The organism is Kitasatospora sp. NPDC005856, assembly GCF_040629945.1.
Taxonomy (GTDB): Bacteria; Actinomycetota; Actinomycetes; order Streptomycetales; family Streptomycetaceae; genus Kitasatospora.
This window is the reverse complement of the sequence record NZ_JBEXWT010000009.1, coordinates 1-14,639: the sequence shown is the minus strand read 5'-3', so window position 1 is coordinate 14,639 and position 14,639 is coordinate 1. Positions and strand designations below refer to the sequence as shown.

The following is a 14,639-nucleotide window of genomic DNA, read 5'->3' as shown; positions in this document are numbered from 1 at the left end:
CGCCTTCACCCCATCGCCGTGTACGGACCGTGTCGGAAGTCCCCCACAAGCCTCGCACGAAGGGGCGGCCACCGCTCCCGCCCTGCCGAGGGCCCCGTCCTGCGGCGGGCAGGACGGGGCCGGGTGTCAGTGCGACTCCTCCGCGGTGCGACGGCGTCGACCGCCGACCATGCCGAAGCCGCCGCCGATCAGCAGCAGTGCGCCGGCTCCGGCGACGATGACGCTGGTGGCGCCGCCGCCTCCGGTGGAGGCGAGGGGCTGGCCGTCGGCATCCGTGGCCGGGGTGGCAGTGGGCGCGGCGGCGGCCACCGCCACCTGGGCGGTCGGTGTCACGGTGGGGCCGACCGTCGGCGATGCGGTCGCCGTGACGGAGGGCGTCGCGGTCGCCGTGTCCGTCGCGGTGGGAGTGACCACCGGCGCCGGGGTGCGGGTCGGGGTCGGCCGGCTGGTCGGCTGCCGGGTGGGGCGCGTCGTGGTCGGCTCGCCGGTGGGTTGCCCGGTCGGCGCCGCGATGGCCGTGGTGGTCGCGGTCGTGGTCGCGGTGACCACCGGAGCCGCCGTCGGGGAACAGTCCGCCGCCGGGGCCGTGGGCTTGGGGGCCTTCGTCCCCGACTTCGTGGGCGACGGACTCTCCGACGGCTCGGCGGGCTGGGCGGTGGTGACCTTCGGCGCCGGGCTGTCGTCGCCGGAGTCGCCGGAGTCGTCCACGTCCTCGGAGTCCTCCGCCGGTGCCGTGCCCGTCGCCCGCTTGGCGTCCACCTCCGCCTGGCGCCGGTTCTGCGAGGCACTGGCCTGCGGGGAGTAGGGCGTGCCCGAGATCGGAGTGCGCGTCTCACGGTTGCGCCACGGGGTGGCCGACGGCGAGGCGGTGACTGACGGGGTGGCGGTGCCCGACGGCGAGGCGGTGGCCGTGCCGGTCGGGCCGGGGCAGTGCGCCGCGCCGTCCGACGGCTTGGAGTCGGCGTGGTAGCCGGCCACGATCCTGGTGAACTCGTACGGGCTCTGCTGGATCCCACTGCACTTCGAGGCCGCGTCCTTGGTGAAGGCCCCGGTGCAGGCGCGGTCCCGGTTGACGGCCCAGAAGGTGAAGCGGGCGAGGTGGTGGCCGGCGGCGAAGTCCCGCATGGCCTGGAAGTCCGCCGGGGAGACGACCTCGTCCGGGGAGTCGCTGTGCCCGTTGACGGAGGACAGGCCGGCGTGGCGCCAGGCGGTGTCCTGGTCGTAGCCGTAGGCCTTGACGAGGGTCTGCTGGAGCCCGGTGAGGGCGGCCTTGGTGGCGTCGACCATGGTGCCGGTGTGGCGGTCGAAGTCGAAGGGCATGGCCACCCAGCCGTCCACCTCCAGGCCGGTCTTGGCCGCCGTGGTGACGAGGTCGGTGCCGTCGGCGTCGGGGCCGCTCTCCTCGGTGCTGAAGGTGACGTAGACCCGCAGGCCGGGGTTCTTCGCCTTGACGGTCTTGAGCGCGTCGACGACCCGTCGGCGGGATCCGGCGCCGGTCAGCTCGGTGCTCTCGATGTCGATGTCGATCGCCTTCAGCTGGTAGGCGTCGATCACCTTCTGGTAGGCGGCGGCGAGTTGGGCCGCGTCGGCGCACTTCTCGCCGAGCTTGGCGCCGTCCCAGCCGCCGAAGGAGGCCACGACGTCGCCGCCGGCGGCGCGGATCGACTTGATCTTCGCCTCCTCGTCGCTGCCGGTCAGCGCGCGCTCGCCGTCCCAGGCCGGCTCGCAGCCGCCGTGGCCGGCGAGCAGGAAGGCCAGGGTGAACTGCCGGATGCCGGTGGCCTTCATCACCTCGACCGGGTCCTGGGCGGCACCCGACTCGCCCCAGCCCAGGTACTCGTAGACGGCGTTGAGGCCGACCGGGTCGGTGGCGGCGGCCGGAGCGTCGTTCTGCGCGACGATCAGGACGCCGCCGGCCGCGAGCGCGGTGGCGGCGGCGGCGATCCGCCGACGACGGCTGAGCCGGTGTTTGGACATGGCAGGGATCTCCTGGGGTCGGAAGGGGACGGGGCCGGTCCCGCTGCCCGCGGCCCCGGTCCCGCCCGGGACCGCGGGGGGCGGGCGGGTCCGAGGCGCCGCCGCGCACGGTGGCGGGTGTCCGGCCCTCGGGGTCACCGCCTCACGCAGGGGTCCTCGGCGAGGGACACGGAACGGCGCCCGCCCCGGGTTCACCGTCGGCGGCTCCTGCCCGGCGCCACGTCTCCTGCCCCACGCCCTCCGGGCTCAGCCGGTCGCGGCCGGGCGAGCCGGGCGAGCTGACCGCGCGTCGGCGGCGGTTCCCTGCCGGGGTACGCCCTGCCTCCCGGTCCGGGGTTCCAAGGGGGCGCCGCGCACCAGCTCGTCCAGCAGCCGGTCCAGGGGGTCCGGCGCGAGGGCTTCCGGCGCGACGCCGGGGCCGCCCGCGGTCGCGCGCCCGGGCGCCGGTTCTCCCGCCGGGCGCTGCGGCAGGACACGGCCCGACACCGCCGCACCCTCGCCCGGTCTCTCGCCCGGTCTCTCGCCCGCGGCCTGCTCCGAGGTCTCGTTCCGGAGGCCTTCGAGCCTCCGGCTCAGCCGGTCCACCAGCCGGGCCCGCCCGGAGTCCACGGACGGCTCGGGCACCTGCCGGACCAGTTCGCCGACGAGCCGGCGGGCCAGGTCCAGTGCCTGCCCGGCGGTCTCCAGCGCGCGGGCGGAGACGCCTTGCCCCGGGACGGCGGCCGTGACGCACTCCAGGGCCGCGCCCGCCGCCCGCACCACGTGGTCGAGCAGCCGCCGGGTGGCGGCCATCCGCTCCGGGCAGGGCAGTTCGGCGGCCAGTTCCACGGCGTAGAGGCGGGCGAGGCGGGCGACCTGGAAGAGTCCCGGCAGGGCCTCCAGGACGAGGTGCGCCGCGTCCAGCTCGGCGAGCAGTTCGCGGGCCCGGGCGGGCGAGACGCCGGTCAGCGCCGCGGCGTCCCCGCTGTCGAGGGTCTCGCCGGGGTGCAGTCCGGACAGGGCGAACAGCCGTCGAGCGTCCTCGGGCAGCACCCGGACGCTGCGGCCGAGCGCCGTCGCCATGCCGAGTGCCCCGCCGGTGGCGAGCGCGGCCAGGCCGGTGCGCTGGTCGGCCATCTCCTCCGCCAGGTCGTCGAGCGACCAGGCGGGCCGGGAGGCCAGTCGGGCACCGGCCACCCGCAGGGCCAGCGGCAGCCGGTCGCACAGGGCCGCGAGTCTCCGGGCGGCGCGCGGCTCGGCCGCGACGCGCTCCGGTCCGGCCACCCGGGCGAGGAGGTCGACGGCCTCCTCCTCCGGCAGGCCGGTGACGGGCAGGGGGATGGCGGCCTCACGGACCACCAGGTCGGTCAGGCGGGAGCGGCTGGTGACGACGACCACCGGCTCGGGCGCGCAGGGCAGCAGCGGCTCGACCTGTTCGGCGGAGCGCGCGCCGTCGAGGACGAGCAGCAGCCTGCGCCCCTCCGTCAGGGTGCGGAGGAGTTCGGCGGCCCGGGAGGGGTCGTGGGGCAGCTCGTCGGCCGGAACGCCCAGCGCGCCGAGCAGGGTGGCGAGCGCCTCGGCGGGGGTGAGCGGTTCCTCCTCGCCGAAGCCCCGCAGGTTCAGGTGGATCCGGCCGTCGGGGAAGCGGTCGGTGCGGGCGTGGGCCCAGTGCAGGACCAGGCTGCTCTTTCCGGCCCCGGCGACCCCGGTGACCAGCACCGGACGGCCTTCGGCGCGCAGCGCGGCCTCGTCCAGTTGCCGCAGTTCGGCCGTGCGGCCGACCAGGCCGACGCCCAGCCGCGGCAGCGCGCCGCCACCCCGAAGACCGCCGCGCTCCAGGCCACCACGCTCCAGGCCGCCGAGCTGCGGGCCACGGGCAGGGGCCGTACCGGTCGCTCCGTCGACCGGATCCAGCGCCTCGCCCGCCTCGCGCAGCGGCCGGCCCGGGGTCCGGCCGTGGGCGGCGATCCTCTCGGTGGCCTTCCGGTGGGCGAGCCTGGCGTCGGCGGTCCGGCCGGCCCGGTGGAGGCAACGGATCAGCAGGGCGGCGGTCTCCTCCCGCAGCGGGTCGGCGGTGACGGCGGCCTGGAGGTCGGTGAGCGCCTCGGCGCCGCGGCCGGCCGTCAGCAACCGCTCGGCGAGCGCTTCGGCGGCGAGGGTCCGCGCGGTGTCGAGGCGTCGGCCGGTGGTCTCGGTGAGGGTGCGCGAGCCGCAGTCCGTCAGGGCCGGTCCGTCCCACAGGTCGAGGGCCTCGCGCAGCAGTCCGATGGCGCGCTCGGCGTCGGTGGCCTCCTCGGCGGCGGCCGTCAGCTGTTCGAAGTGCGCGGCGTCGACCAGTTCCGGCTCGCCGACCAGGACGTAGCCCTCGGGCCGGGTCAGCAGGCGCAGGCCTTCGCCGAGTCCGCGCCGGACGGCGGAGACATGGCCTTGGAGGGCGGCCCGCGCGGTCGGCGGCGGCGCTCCGTCCCACACCGTGGCGAGCAGCCGATCGACGGCGACGGGACGGTTCAACTCGCTTGCGAGCAGGGCGAACACGGCCCGGCGACGGGCACCGGCCACGACGACCGGACACCCTTGTTCACAGCGGACCTCGACTCGGCCGAGCAGCCGGACGCGCACACTCTCTCCTGAGCGCCTGAGAACGGACGGGACGGGACGGACGGGATGGGACGGACGGACGGGACGGACGGAGACGAGCCGAGGATATGAAGGTGTTCGATCTTCGTCCAAGCCTCCGATCGGAATGGTAAGGAAACCCAACTATCCTGCGCCACTTCGACTTTGACCACTCCGATCGCCCACCGGCGAAACCTGATCTTCATGCGGAGTTCACTCCTCGCACATCGGGGACACGGCGTCCCGCCACCCCGGGGCCGCCGACCGTCCGAAGTGACGCGCGTAGATTCACCGTGCGTGAGGTAGTGGTTGAATGAGCCGCCCGGCAGGACGCCGGGCGTCGAAACCATGGGGAGCACATGCGCATCCGGCTGCTCGGGCCCACCGAGCTCAGGGCCGCCGATGGCCGGACCATCCCGGTGCCGGGGGCCAAACGCCGGGGCGTACTGGCCCTGCTGGCCCTGGAGTTCGGCCGCCGCGTGCGCGTCGAGCGGTTCTACGAACTGCTCTGGGACGAGACCCCGCCCGCTCGGGCCAAGGCCGTCGTCCAAGGGCACGTCGCCGCACTGCGCAAGCACATGAACGGCACCGCCCTCACCCTGGAGACCCGGACCTCCGGCTACCTCCTCACCGGCGACCCGGAGTCGGTCGACGTCCACCGCTTCCGCTCGCTCACCGCCCGCGCCGGCGAGGCGCCGGACGCCGGGACGGCGGCCGCGCTGTTCGGCGAAGCCCTCCGTCTCTGGGAGGGCGACGCGCTCGCCGATCTGCCCGGCACCGACCTGCGCGACGACCTGGCGGACCGACTGGAGCGCGCCCACGAGCAGGCCGTGCACGACTGGGCCGAACGGCTGCTGCACACCGGTCGGGGCGGCAGCGCCCTCCCGGTGCTCGCACAGCGCCTGCACACCGCATGGCTCCAGGAACCGACCGCCGCGCTGCTGGTGCGCTGCCTGCACCAGGCCGGGCGCCCGGCCGAGGCGCTGCGGCTCTACCACAGGGCGCGCAGCGGGCTCGCCGCCGAACTCGGCCGGCGTCCGGGCCCGGCGCTGCAGGCCGCCCTGGCCGCGGTGCTCGCCGACGAGCGCGCCGCGGCGGACCACGGCCGCGCCCCGGGCCGGGCCGAGCCCGCCCACCTCCTGGACCGGCCGGCGTCCCTCCCCCACCCCGCCGAGGCCCACCCCACCGCGACCCACCCACTCGCCACGCCCCCCACCCCCGCCGCCCGGCGCGCCGTGGGCCCGTTGCCCCGCCGCACACCCGGCTTCGTCGGCCGGACCGCCGAGCTGGACTGGCTCGACCACACCTGCGGCGCCGAACGCCCCGACCACGCACTGGCCGTGGTGGTCGGCGCCGCCGGCGCCGGCAAGACCGCGACCGTGGTGCGCTGGGCCCACGGCGCCACGGGCGGCTTCCGCGACGGCCACCTCCACCACGACCTGCGGGGCTTCGATCCGGCCTGCCCCAGCGACCCGGCCGAGGTGCTGGGCCGTTTCCTGCGGGCGCTCGGGCTGGCCGAGGCCGAGATCCCCGAGGACCGCGCCCGGCGCGGCGAGCTCTACCGGGAACTCACCGCCGAACGCGAGCTGCTGGTCCTGCTCGACAATGTGCGCAGCGCCGCCGACGTCGCCGAGCTGCTGCCGGCCGGACCGCGCAGCGCGACGGTGGTGACCAGCCGCAACACCCTGGAGGACCTGGTCGTCTCCGAGGGGGCGGTGCCGCTGCGGCTGGAGGCGCTGCCCGAGACGGACGCGCTCGGCCTGCTCGCCCAGGTCCTCGGCGAGGAGCGGCTCACCGCGGAGCCGGTGGCCGCCCGCCGGCTGGCCGAGCTCTGCGACCACCTGCCGCTCGCCCTGCGGATCGCCGCGGCCCGGCTCGCCGCGCAGCCGGCCTGGACCGTCGGCCACCTGGTCGCCGAGGTCGAGGACGAACGCACCCGGCTGCCCGCCCTGGACGCCCACGGCGGCGTGAGCGTGCGTTCGGCGCTCAACCTGACGCTGCGCCTCCTGCCGCCGTCCGCCGTACGGCTGGTCGCCCTGCTGGCGGTGGTCCCCGGGCCGGAGATCGACGTGCCGACCGCGGCCGCGCTGCTCGCGGCGCCGCCGGGCGAGGCCCGCCGGGCCCTGGGCAACCTGACCGCCCACCACCTGCTCACCGAGACCGCCCCGGGCCGCTACGGCCGCCACGACCTGATCCGGCTCTACGGCCGGGAGTTGCTGGACGCCGACCCGCCGGAGCACCGGCACCGGGCGCTGGTCCGGCTGCTGGACTACTACCTCGCCGCCGCCCGGGCGGGCGCCTGCCTGCTCCAGCCGCACCTGACCGAGTTCGAGCGGCCGGTGGAGTTCCCGCCGCCGGTGCTGCCCGACCTGCCGGACGTGCGCTCCGCGCTGGACTGGTTCGGCGCCGAGGAGCCCGCCGTGCGCGCCCTGGTGGCCGCCGGCACCGAGGCCGGCGAGGACGAACGGTCCTGGCTGCTGGCCTTCCTCGCCAACTGCCTCTACTTCGGGTCGGGGCGGCTCACCGACCGGCTCGACTGCCTGCGGCACGGCCTGACCGCGGCCACCCGCACCGGCGATCCGGTGGCGACGGCCCTGCTGGAGGCCTCCACCGCGCGGGCGCTCAGCGGCAAGCGGCGCCCGGCGGAGGCACTGGTCCTCGCCCGCCGGGCCGACGACCGCACGCGCGACCACGACGGCGCCGCGCAGATCTACGCGATGGGCGTGCTGGCGGTGGCGCTCGCCGACCACGGCGATCTGGCCGAGGCCAGGCGGCTCTCGGACGCCACCGTGCGCCGGCTGGACGAGCTCGGCCTGAACCGGGCCGGCGCGACGGTGCTGAGCAACGCGGCGACCCTGGCGAACCTCGGCGGCGACGGGCCGACGGCGCTGCGCCACGCCCGCGAGGCCCGCCGACTGCTGGCCCCGCACCCGCACGCCACCTTCCACCTCCTCGCCCTCGTCGAGGAGGCGCACGCGCTGCGGCTGCTCGGCCGGATCGAGGAGTCGGAGCGGACCTGGGAGGAGGCGGCGGCCCGCTGCCGGGCCAGCGCGGCGCGCCACCTGGAGGCGGCCGTCGAGCAGCGCTACGCCGACTTCCTGCTCTCCACCGGGCGACCGGCGCCGGCCGCGGCGCGGCTGCGCGCGGCGGCGGACCTGTACGGCGAGCTCGGCGACACCGGCGGTGTCGCCGAGCTCGGGGCCCGGATCTCCGCGATCGAGGGGGAACTCCCGCCTCAGACCGCGACCTGGACGATCCCCCGGGCCGCCAGGATCGGGCGCAGCGCCCGCACCGCGTAGAAGTTGCGGGACTTCACCGTCCCCACGGGCACGCCGAGCACCGACGCCACCTCGGCCGTCGAACGGCCGTTCAGGTGCAGCTCCACCAGCACGTCGCGGTGGTGCGGCTGGAGCTCCGCCATGGCCGTCGCCAGATCGCGGGCGGCGATCACGTCCTCGTACGGGTCGTGCGTTCCGGCGTGGTCGTCGACGGAGTCGGATCCGACCTCCCGGGCCCGGGCGGAGGCCGTCCGGAAGTGGTCGATGGCGATCCGGCGGGCCACCGTGAACAGCCACGGACGGCTCTCCTCGATGCCGCGTTCGATCGCGGCCGGGTTCTGCCAGGCCCGCAGGAAGGTCTCCTGGAGGATGTCCTCGGCCTTGCCCCGGTCACCGCTGGTGACCCGGAGCATGGCGCGCAACAGGCCTGGCCCGTGCACGCGGTACAGCTCCGCCAGGGTGTCCTGGTCCAGGGTCGCGGGGCCCCGGTAGGGGTGGTGTTCGGCGCGCTGCTGGGCGCCTTCGGGTGAAGCGGCGGCTTCCTCGGCCACGGCTCTGTCCTTCGCTCCGGTACAACGACATCGGCGGGCAACCGCGGGGGTGTCTTCGTGGTGAGCCCCGGTGCCTCGCCCTGACGGAAAGACCGTCCCAGCCGCCACCAACGTCCGCCCAACGGCCTCGTCGGCTTCCGCGTTGGTGGCCGTTGGCGCGCGTTGGCACCGGTCGGATCCCGTGGGGTCGTGCCGGGTCGCGTCGGACCCGGTGGAGCGTGCGGCCGGCGCGCCGTGCCCTAGGAGGGTCGGGAACCGGCCGCGAGTGCGGCGGTGAGCCGCTCGACGCCTTCCTCCCCGAACCGCCGCACCAGGACCGCGACCCACTCGGCCAGTTCGGCGCGCTCCGCCTCGGACCAGCTCGGGGCCGAGGGGTGCTCGTCGACCACCAGGACGCGGGCCAGCACCAGGTGGTCGGCGCCGGGCGTCGGCCGGGCCTGCCCGGCCAGGCCGTGCAGGGCCATCCGGCGGGCGGTGGCGACGACCTCCCGGGCGGTGGCCGCGGGGACGCTCCACCCGGCCGGGAGGGCCCGGTCGGGGCGCGCCGCGCCGCCGGCCCCGGTGGCCGCCTGCCCGGGCTCGTCGGCCAGCCAGGTGGCGATCAGCCGACGTGCCGCCGCCTCGTCGTCCGGCCCGTTCCCGTCCCGGCCGTTCCCGTCCCGGCCGTTCCCGTCCTGGTCGTTCCCGTCCCGGTCGTTCCCGTTCCGACCACTCTCGTCCCGACCGTCCGTCATGGCGCCGAGTCTCTCACCGTCCCGGCCCACCACCGAGGTTGCCATCGGAGTCCACCTCATCCGTCCGCCCGGGTCCTGGACGCGGGCCGCTCTCCTGTCATGTAGTTGAACGGAGAACGTGCTTCCGGGTGTTCAACCCGGCGGCACATCGACCGGAGGAGATGTTCACCGGGGCCGCACCCACGCCGCGCCCAGGCGGGCCGTCAACCGGCGGGCCGACGGGCCGGCGGGCCGTCAACCCGCGGCGCGCCCGGCCCGGCGGCGGCCGAGCCGCGCGGTCAGACCGCCGAAGCCCACCAGCAGGACCACCCCGACACTGCCGCCCGCCACCACGAGGGCGCGCCAGGCCCGGGAGCGGTCCGGCCCGGGGTCGACCCGCACCGGCTCGCCGGGCCCGGCCCCCGGGGCCCCGGCGGGCCAGGAGGCCGTGACGGCGGCGACCGGATCCACCACCCCGTACCCGACCACGGCGTCCGGCAGCCGGGTGCCGGGGTGGTAGGCGGTCGTCTCCAGGCGCCGGATCAGCTGCTCCGGGGTCAGCTCGGGCCGCAGCGCCAGCACCAGGGCCGCCGCCCCGGCCACGTGGGCGGTGGCGCAGCCCGGCCCGGAGGCGGTGAACAGGCCGCCGCCCGGCCCGGTGCCCGTCACGCCCTCCCCGGGGGCGGCCAGGTCCACCCGTCCGTCCAGGCCGCCCCCGGACGGGCCGTTCGGGCCGGTGGAGGCCACTGCCAGCACCCCCGGGTAGGAGGCGGGGAAGACGGGCGAGCTGTTGCTGCGCCCGTCCGGGGCCGCCGGGGCGACGATCAGCGCGCCGTGCGCCGCCGCGTACTTCACCGCCTCGCCGAGGGCGTCCCCGGGCCCGGGGACGGGCACCTCGACCGCGATCACCCGGGCGCCCCGGTCGACGGCGGCGCGGATCCCGCCGCCCAGCAGGTCGGGGGTGGTGGCGCCGGCGTCGTCGGTGACGGCGACCGCGAGGACGCGGGCCTCGGGGGCGAGGCCGGAGGGCCCGCCGTCCCCGGTGCGGCGGCCCGCCACCAGGGCGGCGGCGAAGGTGCCGTACCCGACGCAGTCGCGGCCCGCGTCGCCCGTGCCGGACAGCCGTGGCCCGAGCTCCAGCCGCCCGGCCAGGGCGGGCAGCGCCGCGTCCACCCCGGAGCCGACCACCGCGACCGTGACGCCGGCGCCCCGGCTGAGCGGCCAGGCGTCCTCGGGGCGCAGCGCGGCCTGCGCCCAGCCCGCCGTGTCGGCCGGGCGCTCGGAGGGCTTCGGGCAGCCGTTGCGCTGCACGTCCTGGCGGGTCTGCGTGAGCAGCGGCGGCGGCTCCGCGGGGGCCGCGGCGCCGGGCGCGCCCGAGGCGGCCGGCGCCGGTGGCGCCGCCTCGGCCGGCCCGGTGGCGGAGGCCAGCAGCGCGCCGGCGAGCGCGGCCCCCGCCCAGCGGCGCCCGCTCATACCGCGCTGCCCGACCGCACCGGGGCGAGGTCCTGGGGCAGCAGCAGGCTGAGCTCGGCCAGGTCGGAGACGTCGAGCCGGCTGAGCCGCCCGGCCTGCCGGGTGATCATCCCCTCCAGGGTCTGCCGGGCGGTGCGGCCGTTGCCGAAGGTGCGGTCGCGGGGCATCCGCGCGAAGGCCCCGGTGAGCGCGTCCACCGTCTCCGGTGCCAGGACGTAACCGGCCCTCTCCGCGTGCAGCCCGACGATGGTGACCAGTTCCTCGTCCGTGTAGTGCTCGAACTCGACCTGCCGGGAGAAGCGCGAGGCCAGGCCTGGGTTGGAGGCGAGGAAGCCGCTCATCTCCTCCTCGTAGCCGGCCACGATCACCACGACCTCGTCGCGGTGGTCCTCCATCAGCTTCATCAGGGTGTCCACGGCCTCCTGGCCGAAGTCGTTGCCGGCCCCGCCCCGGGGGGTGAGGGTGTACGCCTCGTCGACGAAGAGCACGCCGCCGCGGGCCCGTTCGAAGGCCTCCTTGGTGAGCTGCGCGGTGTGGCCGACGTACCGGCCGACCAGGTCGGCGCGGGCGGTCTCGACCAGCTGGCCGCCGGGCAGCACGCCCAGTTCGGCCAGCAGCCGCCCGTACAGCCGGGCGACGGTGGTCTTGCCGGTGCCGGGGGGCCCGGCGAAGACCAGGTGGTGGCTGATCGCCGCGGTCGGCAGCCCGGCCTCCTCGCGGCGGCGCACCTGGGTGATCAGGTTGACGAGGTCCTCGACCTGCTCCTTGGCGGCGGGCAGGCCGACCATGGCGCGCAGTTCGTCCAGGATGGCGGCGCTGTCCGCGGCCGCCCGGGGCCCGGCGGCTTCCTGCCCGGTGTCCCCGGCGACCAGCACCGCGAGGTCGGCGTCGGTGATCTCGGGCAGCCGGGCCAGCCGGGTGGCCTGGCGGTCCACCATCTCCTCGAAGACCTTGCGGGCGGCGCGGCCGTTGCCGAAGTCGGCGCCCTTGGGCATCGTGTCGAACAGCGCGGTCAGGGCCTCCCGGGTGCCGTCGGCGAGCTCGTAACCGTGTCCGACGGCGGCCCGCTCGACGATGGTGACCAGTTCGTCGACCTCGTAGTTGGCGAACTCGACGGTCCGGCTGAACCGGGAGGCCAGGCCGGGGTTGGAGGCCAGGAAGTCGGTCATCTCGGCGGAGTAGCCGGCCACGATCACCACGATGTCGTCGCGGTGGTCCTCCATCAGCTTGACCAGGGTGTCGATCGCCTCGCGGCCGAAGTCCGGGCCGTTGCCCCCGGAGCCGGCGGACAGGGTGTAGGCCTCGTCGACGAAGAGCACCCCGCCGAGCGCCTCGGTGAACACCTCGGTGGTCTTGATCGCGGTGCCGCCGATGATCGAGGCGACCAGGTCGGCCCGGGCCACCTCGGTCAGGTGGCCGCTGCGCAGCACCCCGAGTTCGGCCAGGATGCTGCCGTAGAGCCGGGCGACGGTGGTCTTGCCGGTACCGGGCGGCCCGGCGAAGACCAGGTGGCGGCTCATCGGCAGGGCGGGCATGCCGGCCAGTTCGCGGCGCCGGGCCAGCTTGTTGAGGTTGACCAGGGTGGCGACCTGCTCCTTGACGGCGGTCAGGCCGACCAGCGACTCCAGCACCTCCAGCGGCCCGTGCACCGCGGGCTCGGCCGGCGCGGAGTGCTCGGAACGCTCGGCGGGCTCGCCCGGCCCGGCCGCGGCGGCCGGGCCCGCGGACGGGGCTCCGGCGCCGGCGCTCGCCGAGCCGTGCGCGTCGGGGCCGTGGTTCTCCGCGCTGTGCAGGTTCTCCACCGAGAGCCGGGCGCTGGGGACGGTCTGGCGCAGGCCGGACCCCCGATTGCCGGTGACGGTGCAGCCGGTGACCCGCACCGCTTCGGCCGAGTCGACGCGGATGCCGTCGCCGGTGTTGCCCAGGGCCTCCAGCTGGGTCAGGACGGCGCGGGCCCCGGCCCCGATCCGGACCCCGTGACGGCGGTTGCCGCGCACCCGCGCCCTGGTGCAGGTCAGGTCGCCGCCGTCGTCGACGGCCACGCCGTCCGAGGCCGAGTCGACCACCTCGCAGTCCCGCAGCACGGCCACCCCGCCATCGGCGACGTGGACGCCCGGGCCCTGGGCGTCCCGGACGGTGGTGCCGCCGACGAAGGTGTTGGCGCCGTCCGCGACCAGGATCCCGGCCCGGCCCGCGGCCAGGACCTCGGAACCCTCCAGCCGTCCCCGGCCGTCCCGGACGGCCTCCACCCCGTTGCCCCGGGCGTCGGTGACGACGGCCCGGCGCAGCAGCGGGTTGGCGCCCTCGGCGATCCGCACCCCGGCGCCGCCGACGTCGCGGACCTCCAGCCGGTCCAGCTCGGGGGCGCTCTCCCCGAGGAGCTCGACCCCGGTGCCGCCGCAGTCGCGCACGGCCAGCCTGGTCATCACCGGGCCGGCCGAGTCCTCGACGCGCACCCCGACCGTCTCGGCGCCGCTGACCTCGCACTCCTCGAAGGTGCCGCGCGAGCGGGCGGTGACGTGGATGCCGTGGCCGCGGGTGCGGACGGTGTGGCAGCGGCGCAGCAGCGGGTCGGTGCCGCCGCCCAGCACGATGCCGTGGCCGGCGGTGGCGGTGAAGGTGCAGTCCTCCAGCGTCACCCGGGAGGCGGAGCTGATGTAGACGCCGACGGGGGCGTCGCGGACGGCGGTGCGCAGCACCCGGGTGGTGCTGTGCTCCTCCAGGGCGATCGCGGGCTTGTCGGTGGTGGAGATCTCGCAGCCCTCGACGGTGCCCCGGGCCTCGCCGTTGGCGCACACGCCGTTGCCCCGGGCGTCGCGCATGACGCAGTTGCGCACGACGGGGTCGGCGCCCTCGCCGATCACCAGCGCGGAGGTGCCGAGGTGCTCGATGACGCAGCCCTCGATCACGCTGGCGCCGGTGGAGGTCTCCACGATGCCCGCGCCCGCGGAGTTGACGACCCGGCAGCCGCGCATCGCCAGCGCGCCCTGCTGGCGGGTCAGCACGGCCGTCCAGGAGTTGCCGACCACCTCGCAGTCCTGCAGGGCGGCCTGGCCGCGCGGGACGTCGACGGCGGGCAGTTCCTCGTCCTGTCCGTGCAGGACCAGGCCGGTGAGCTGGACGGCTTCGGCCACCACCTGGACCACGCAGCCGCGCCGCGGGGTGATCTTCACCGTGCCACGGGCGTCCTCCGCCGCGATGGTGACCATCTTGGTGATCACCAGGTTCTCCTCGTACCGCCCGGGGCGCACGGAGATCACCGCCCCGCTGCGGGCCGCCTCCAGGGCCTCGCCGATGGTGCGGTAGCCGCCGCCCGCCCGCTGGTCCTGGCACACCGTCAACACGTGGCGCGACATGGCTCGGGTTCCCTCTCGTTCTGCTGGTGTGTCACTCGGTGCCGGTCGGCGCCGGTCCGTCCGCCGTCCGCCCGCTCGGTGCGGTCCGCCGCCGGGCGGTCATCCGGTGCAGTCGGCCTTCACGGTCGAGGCGGCCAGGTGGGCACCGGCCGTGCTGCCCCAGTCGATGCCCCGGGTGTGGAGCACGACCGCGATCCGGCCGCCGCTCACGGGGTAGGTGCCGGCGCTCACCCACCGGCCGAGGTTCTGCGGCTGGTTGACCGAGAACGAGCCGAGGGTGGCGCCGGAGCCGCCGTCCCGCTGCACGGTGTAGTAGGCGGGGGCGCCGCCGACCGCCTTGGTGTCCCCGTTGTCGGGGACGTGGACGGACAGCCGGCAACTGCCGGAGGAGACCTGGCCGGTGGTGAAGGTCCACACCACCGAGTTCTCGTCGTCCTTGTTCCGGTCCCCGGACATCGGCACCGAGGTGAACTGGCCGCCGCAGCCCCCGGCGTCGTCGGACCGGGTGACCCAGTCCTTGGAACCGGCGGACCGGCCCTTCTCGGCGTAGCCGGTGCCGGCCGAGGAGCAGCCCGGTCCGGCGGTCCCGGTGTAGGACGGCGGGGCCGGCGGAGCCGGCGGCGCGACCACCACGGGCGGCTTCGACTGGGGGGCCGCCGGCTGGGCGGGCGCGGGCGCCGGGGCGGGGGCTGCGGG

7 protein-coding genes and 1 pseudogene are annotated in these 14,639 nt (G+C 76.5%); 1 reads left to right on the top strand and 7 read right to left on the bottom strand.

The annotated features are described in order from the left end of the window. Positions 1-126: 126 nt before the first annotated feature. Both ABZ449_RS08060 and ABZ449_RS08055 read right to left on the bottom strand, forming a co-directional pair. Positions 127-1,977: a hypothetical protein gene (locus ABZ449_RS08060; protein ID WP_360342069.1), complete on the bottom strand. Its 1,851-nt coding sequence runs from the start codon at positions 1,975-1,977 to the stop codon at positions 127-129. 246 nt (positions 1,978-2,223) lie between these two features. Beyond that, positions 2,224-4,515 carry a BTAD domain-containing putative transcriptional regulator gene (locus tag ABZ449_RS08055; protein WP_360342067.1) on the bottom strand — a complete coding sequence of 764 codons (2,292 nt, stop codon included), beginning with the start codon at positions 4,513-4,515 and terminating at the stop codon, positions 2,224-2,226. Positions 4,516-4,931: 416 nt separating this feature from the next. Here ABZ449_RS08055 and ABZ449_RS08050 point away from each other — a divergent pair, with 416 nt between their 5' ends. After that, positions 4,932-7,871, top strand: a complete 2,940-nt coding sequence (locus ABZ449_RS08050) for a BTAD domain-containing putative transcriptional regulator (protein ID WP_360342064.1) — start codon at positions 4,932-4,934, stop codon at positions 7,869-7,871. Here ABZ449_RS08050 and ABZ449_RS08045 read toward each other — a convergent pair. The 5 genes and pseudogenes from ABZ449_RS08045 to ABZ449_RS08025 form a co-directional block, all read right to left on the bottom strand. Further along, on the bottom strand, positions 7,808-8,401 hold the full coding sequence (locus ABZ449_RS08045; RefSeq protein WP_360342061.1) for a sigma-70 family RNA polymerase sigma factor: 594 nt from the start codon (positions 8,399-8,401) through the stop codon (positions 7,808-7,810). The two genes, ABZ449_RS08050 and ABZ449_RS08045, sit on opposite strands and share 64 nt — an antisense overlap. A 239-nt stretch (positions 8,402-8,640) precedes the next feature. Next, positions 8,641-9,135 carry a hypothetical protein gene (locus ABZ449_RS08040; protein WP_360342058.1) on the bottom strand — a complete coding sequence of 165 codons (495 nt, stop codon included), beginning with the start codon at positions 9,133-9,135 and terminating at the stop codon, positions 8,641-8,643. Between the two features lie 234 nt (positions 9,136-9,369). Further along, positions 9,370-10,587: a S8 family serine peptidase gene (locus ABZ449_RS08035; protein WP_360342055.1), complete on the bottom strand. Its 1,218-nt coding sequence runs from the start codon at positions 10,585-10,587 to the stop codon at positions 9,370-9,372. Beyond that, entirely contained in the window at positions 10,584-13,943 is a 3,360-nt protein-coding gene (locus tag ABZ449_RS08030) for a right-handed parallel beta-helix repeat-containing protein (RefSeq protein ID WP_360342052.1), read from the bottom strand. Before ABZ449_RS08030 ends, ABZ449_RS08035 begins: the two co-directional genes overlap by 4 nt. A gap of 99 nt (positions 13,944-14,042) precedes the next feature. Beyond that, positions 14,043-14,639, bottom strand: a pseudogene (locus ABZ449_RS08025) (hypothetical protein); the annotation flags it as partial.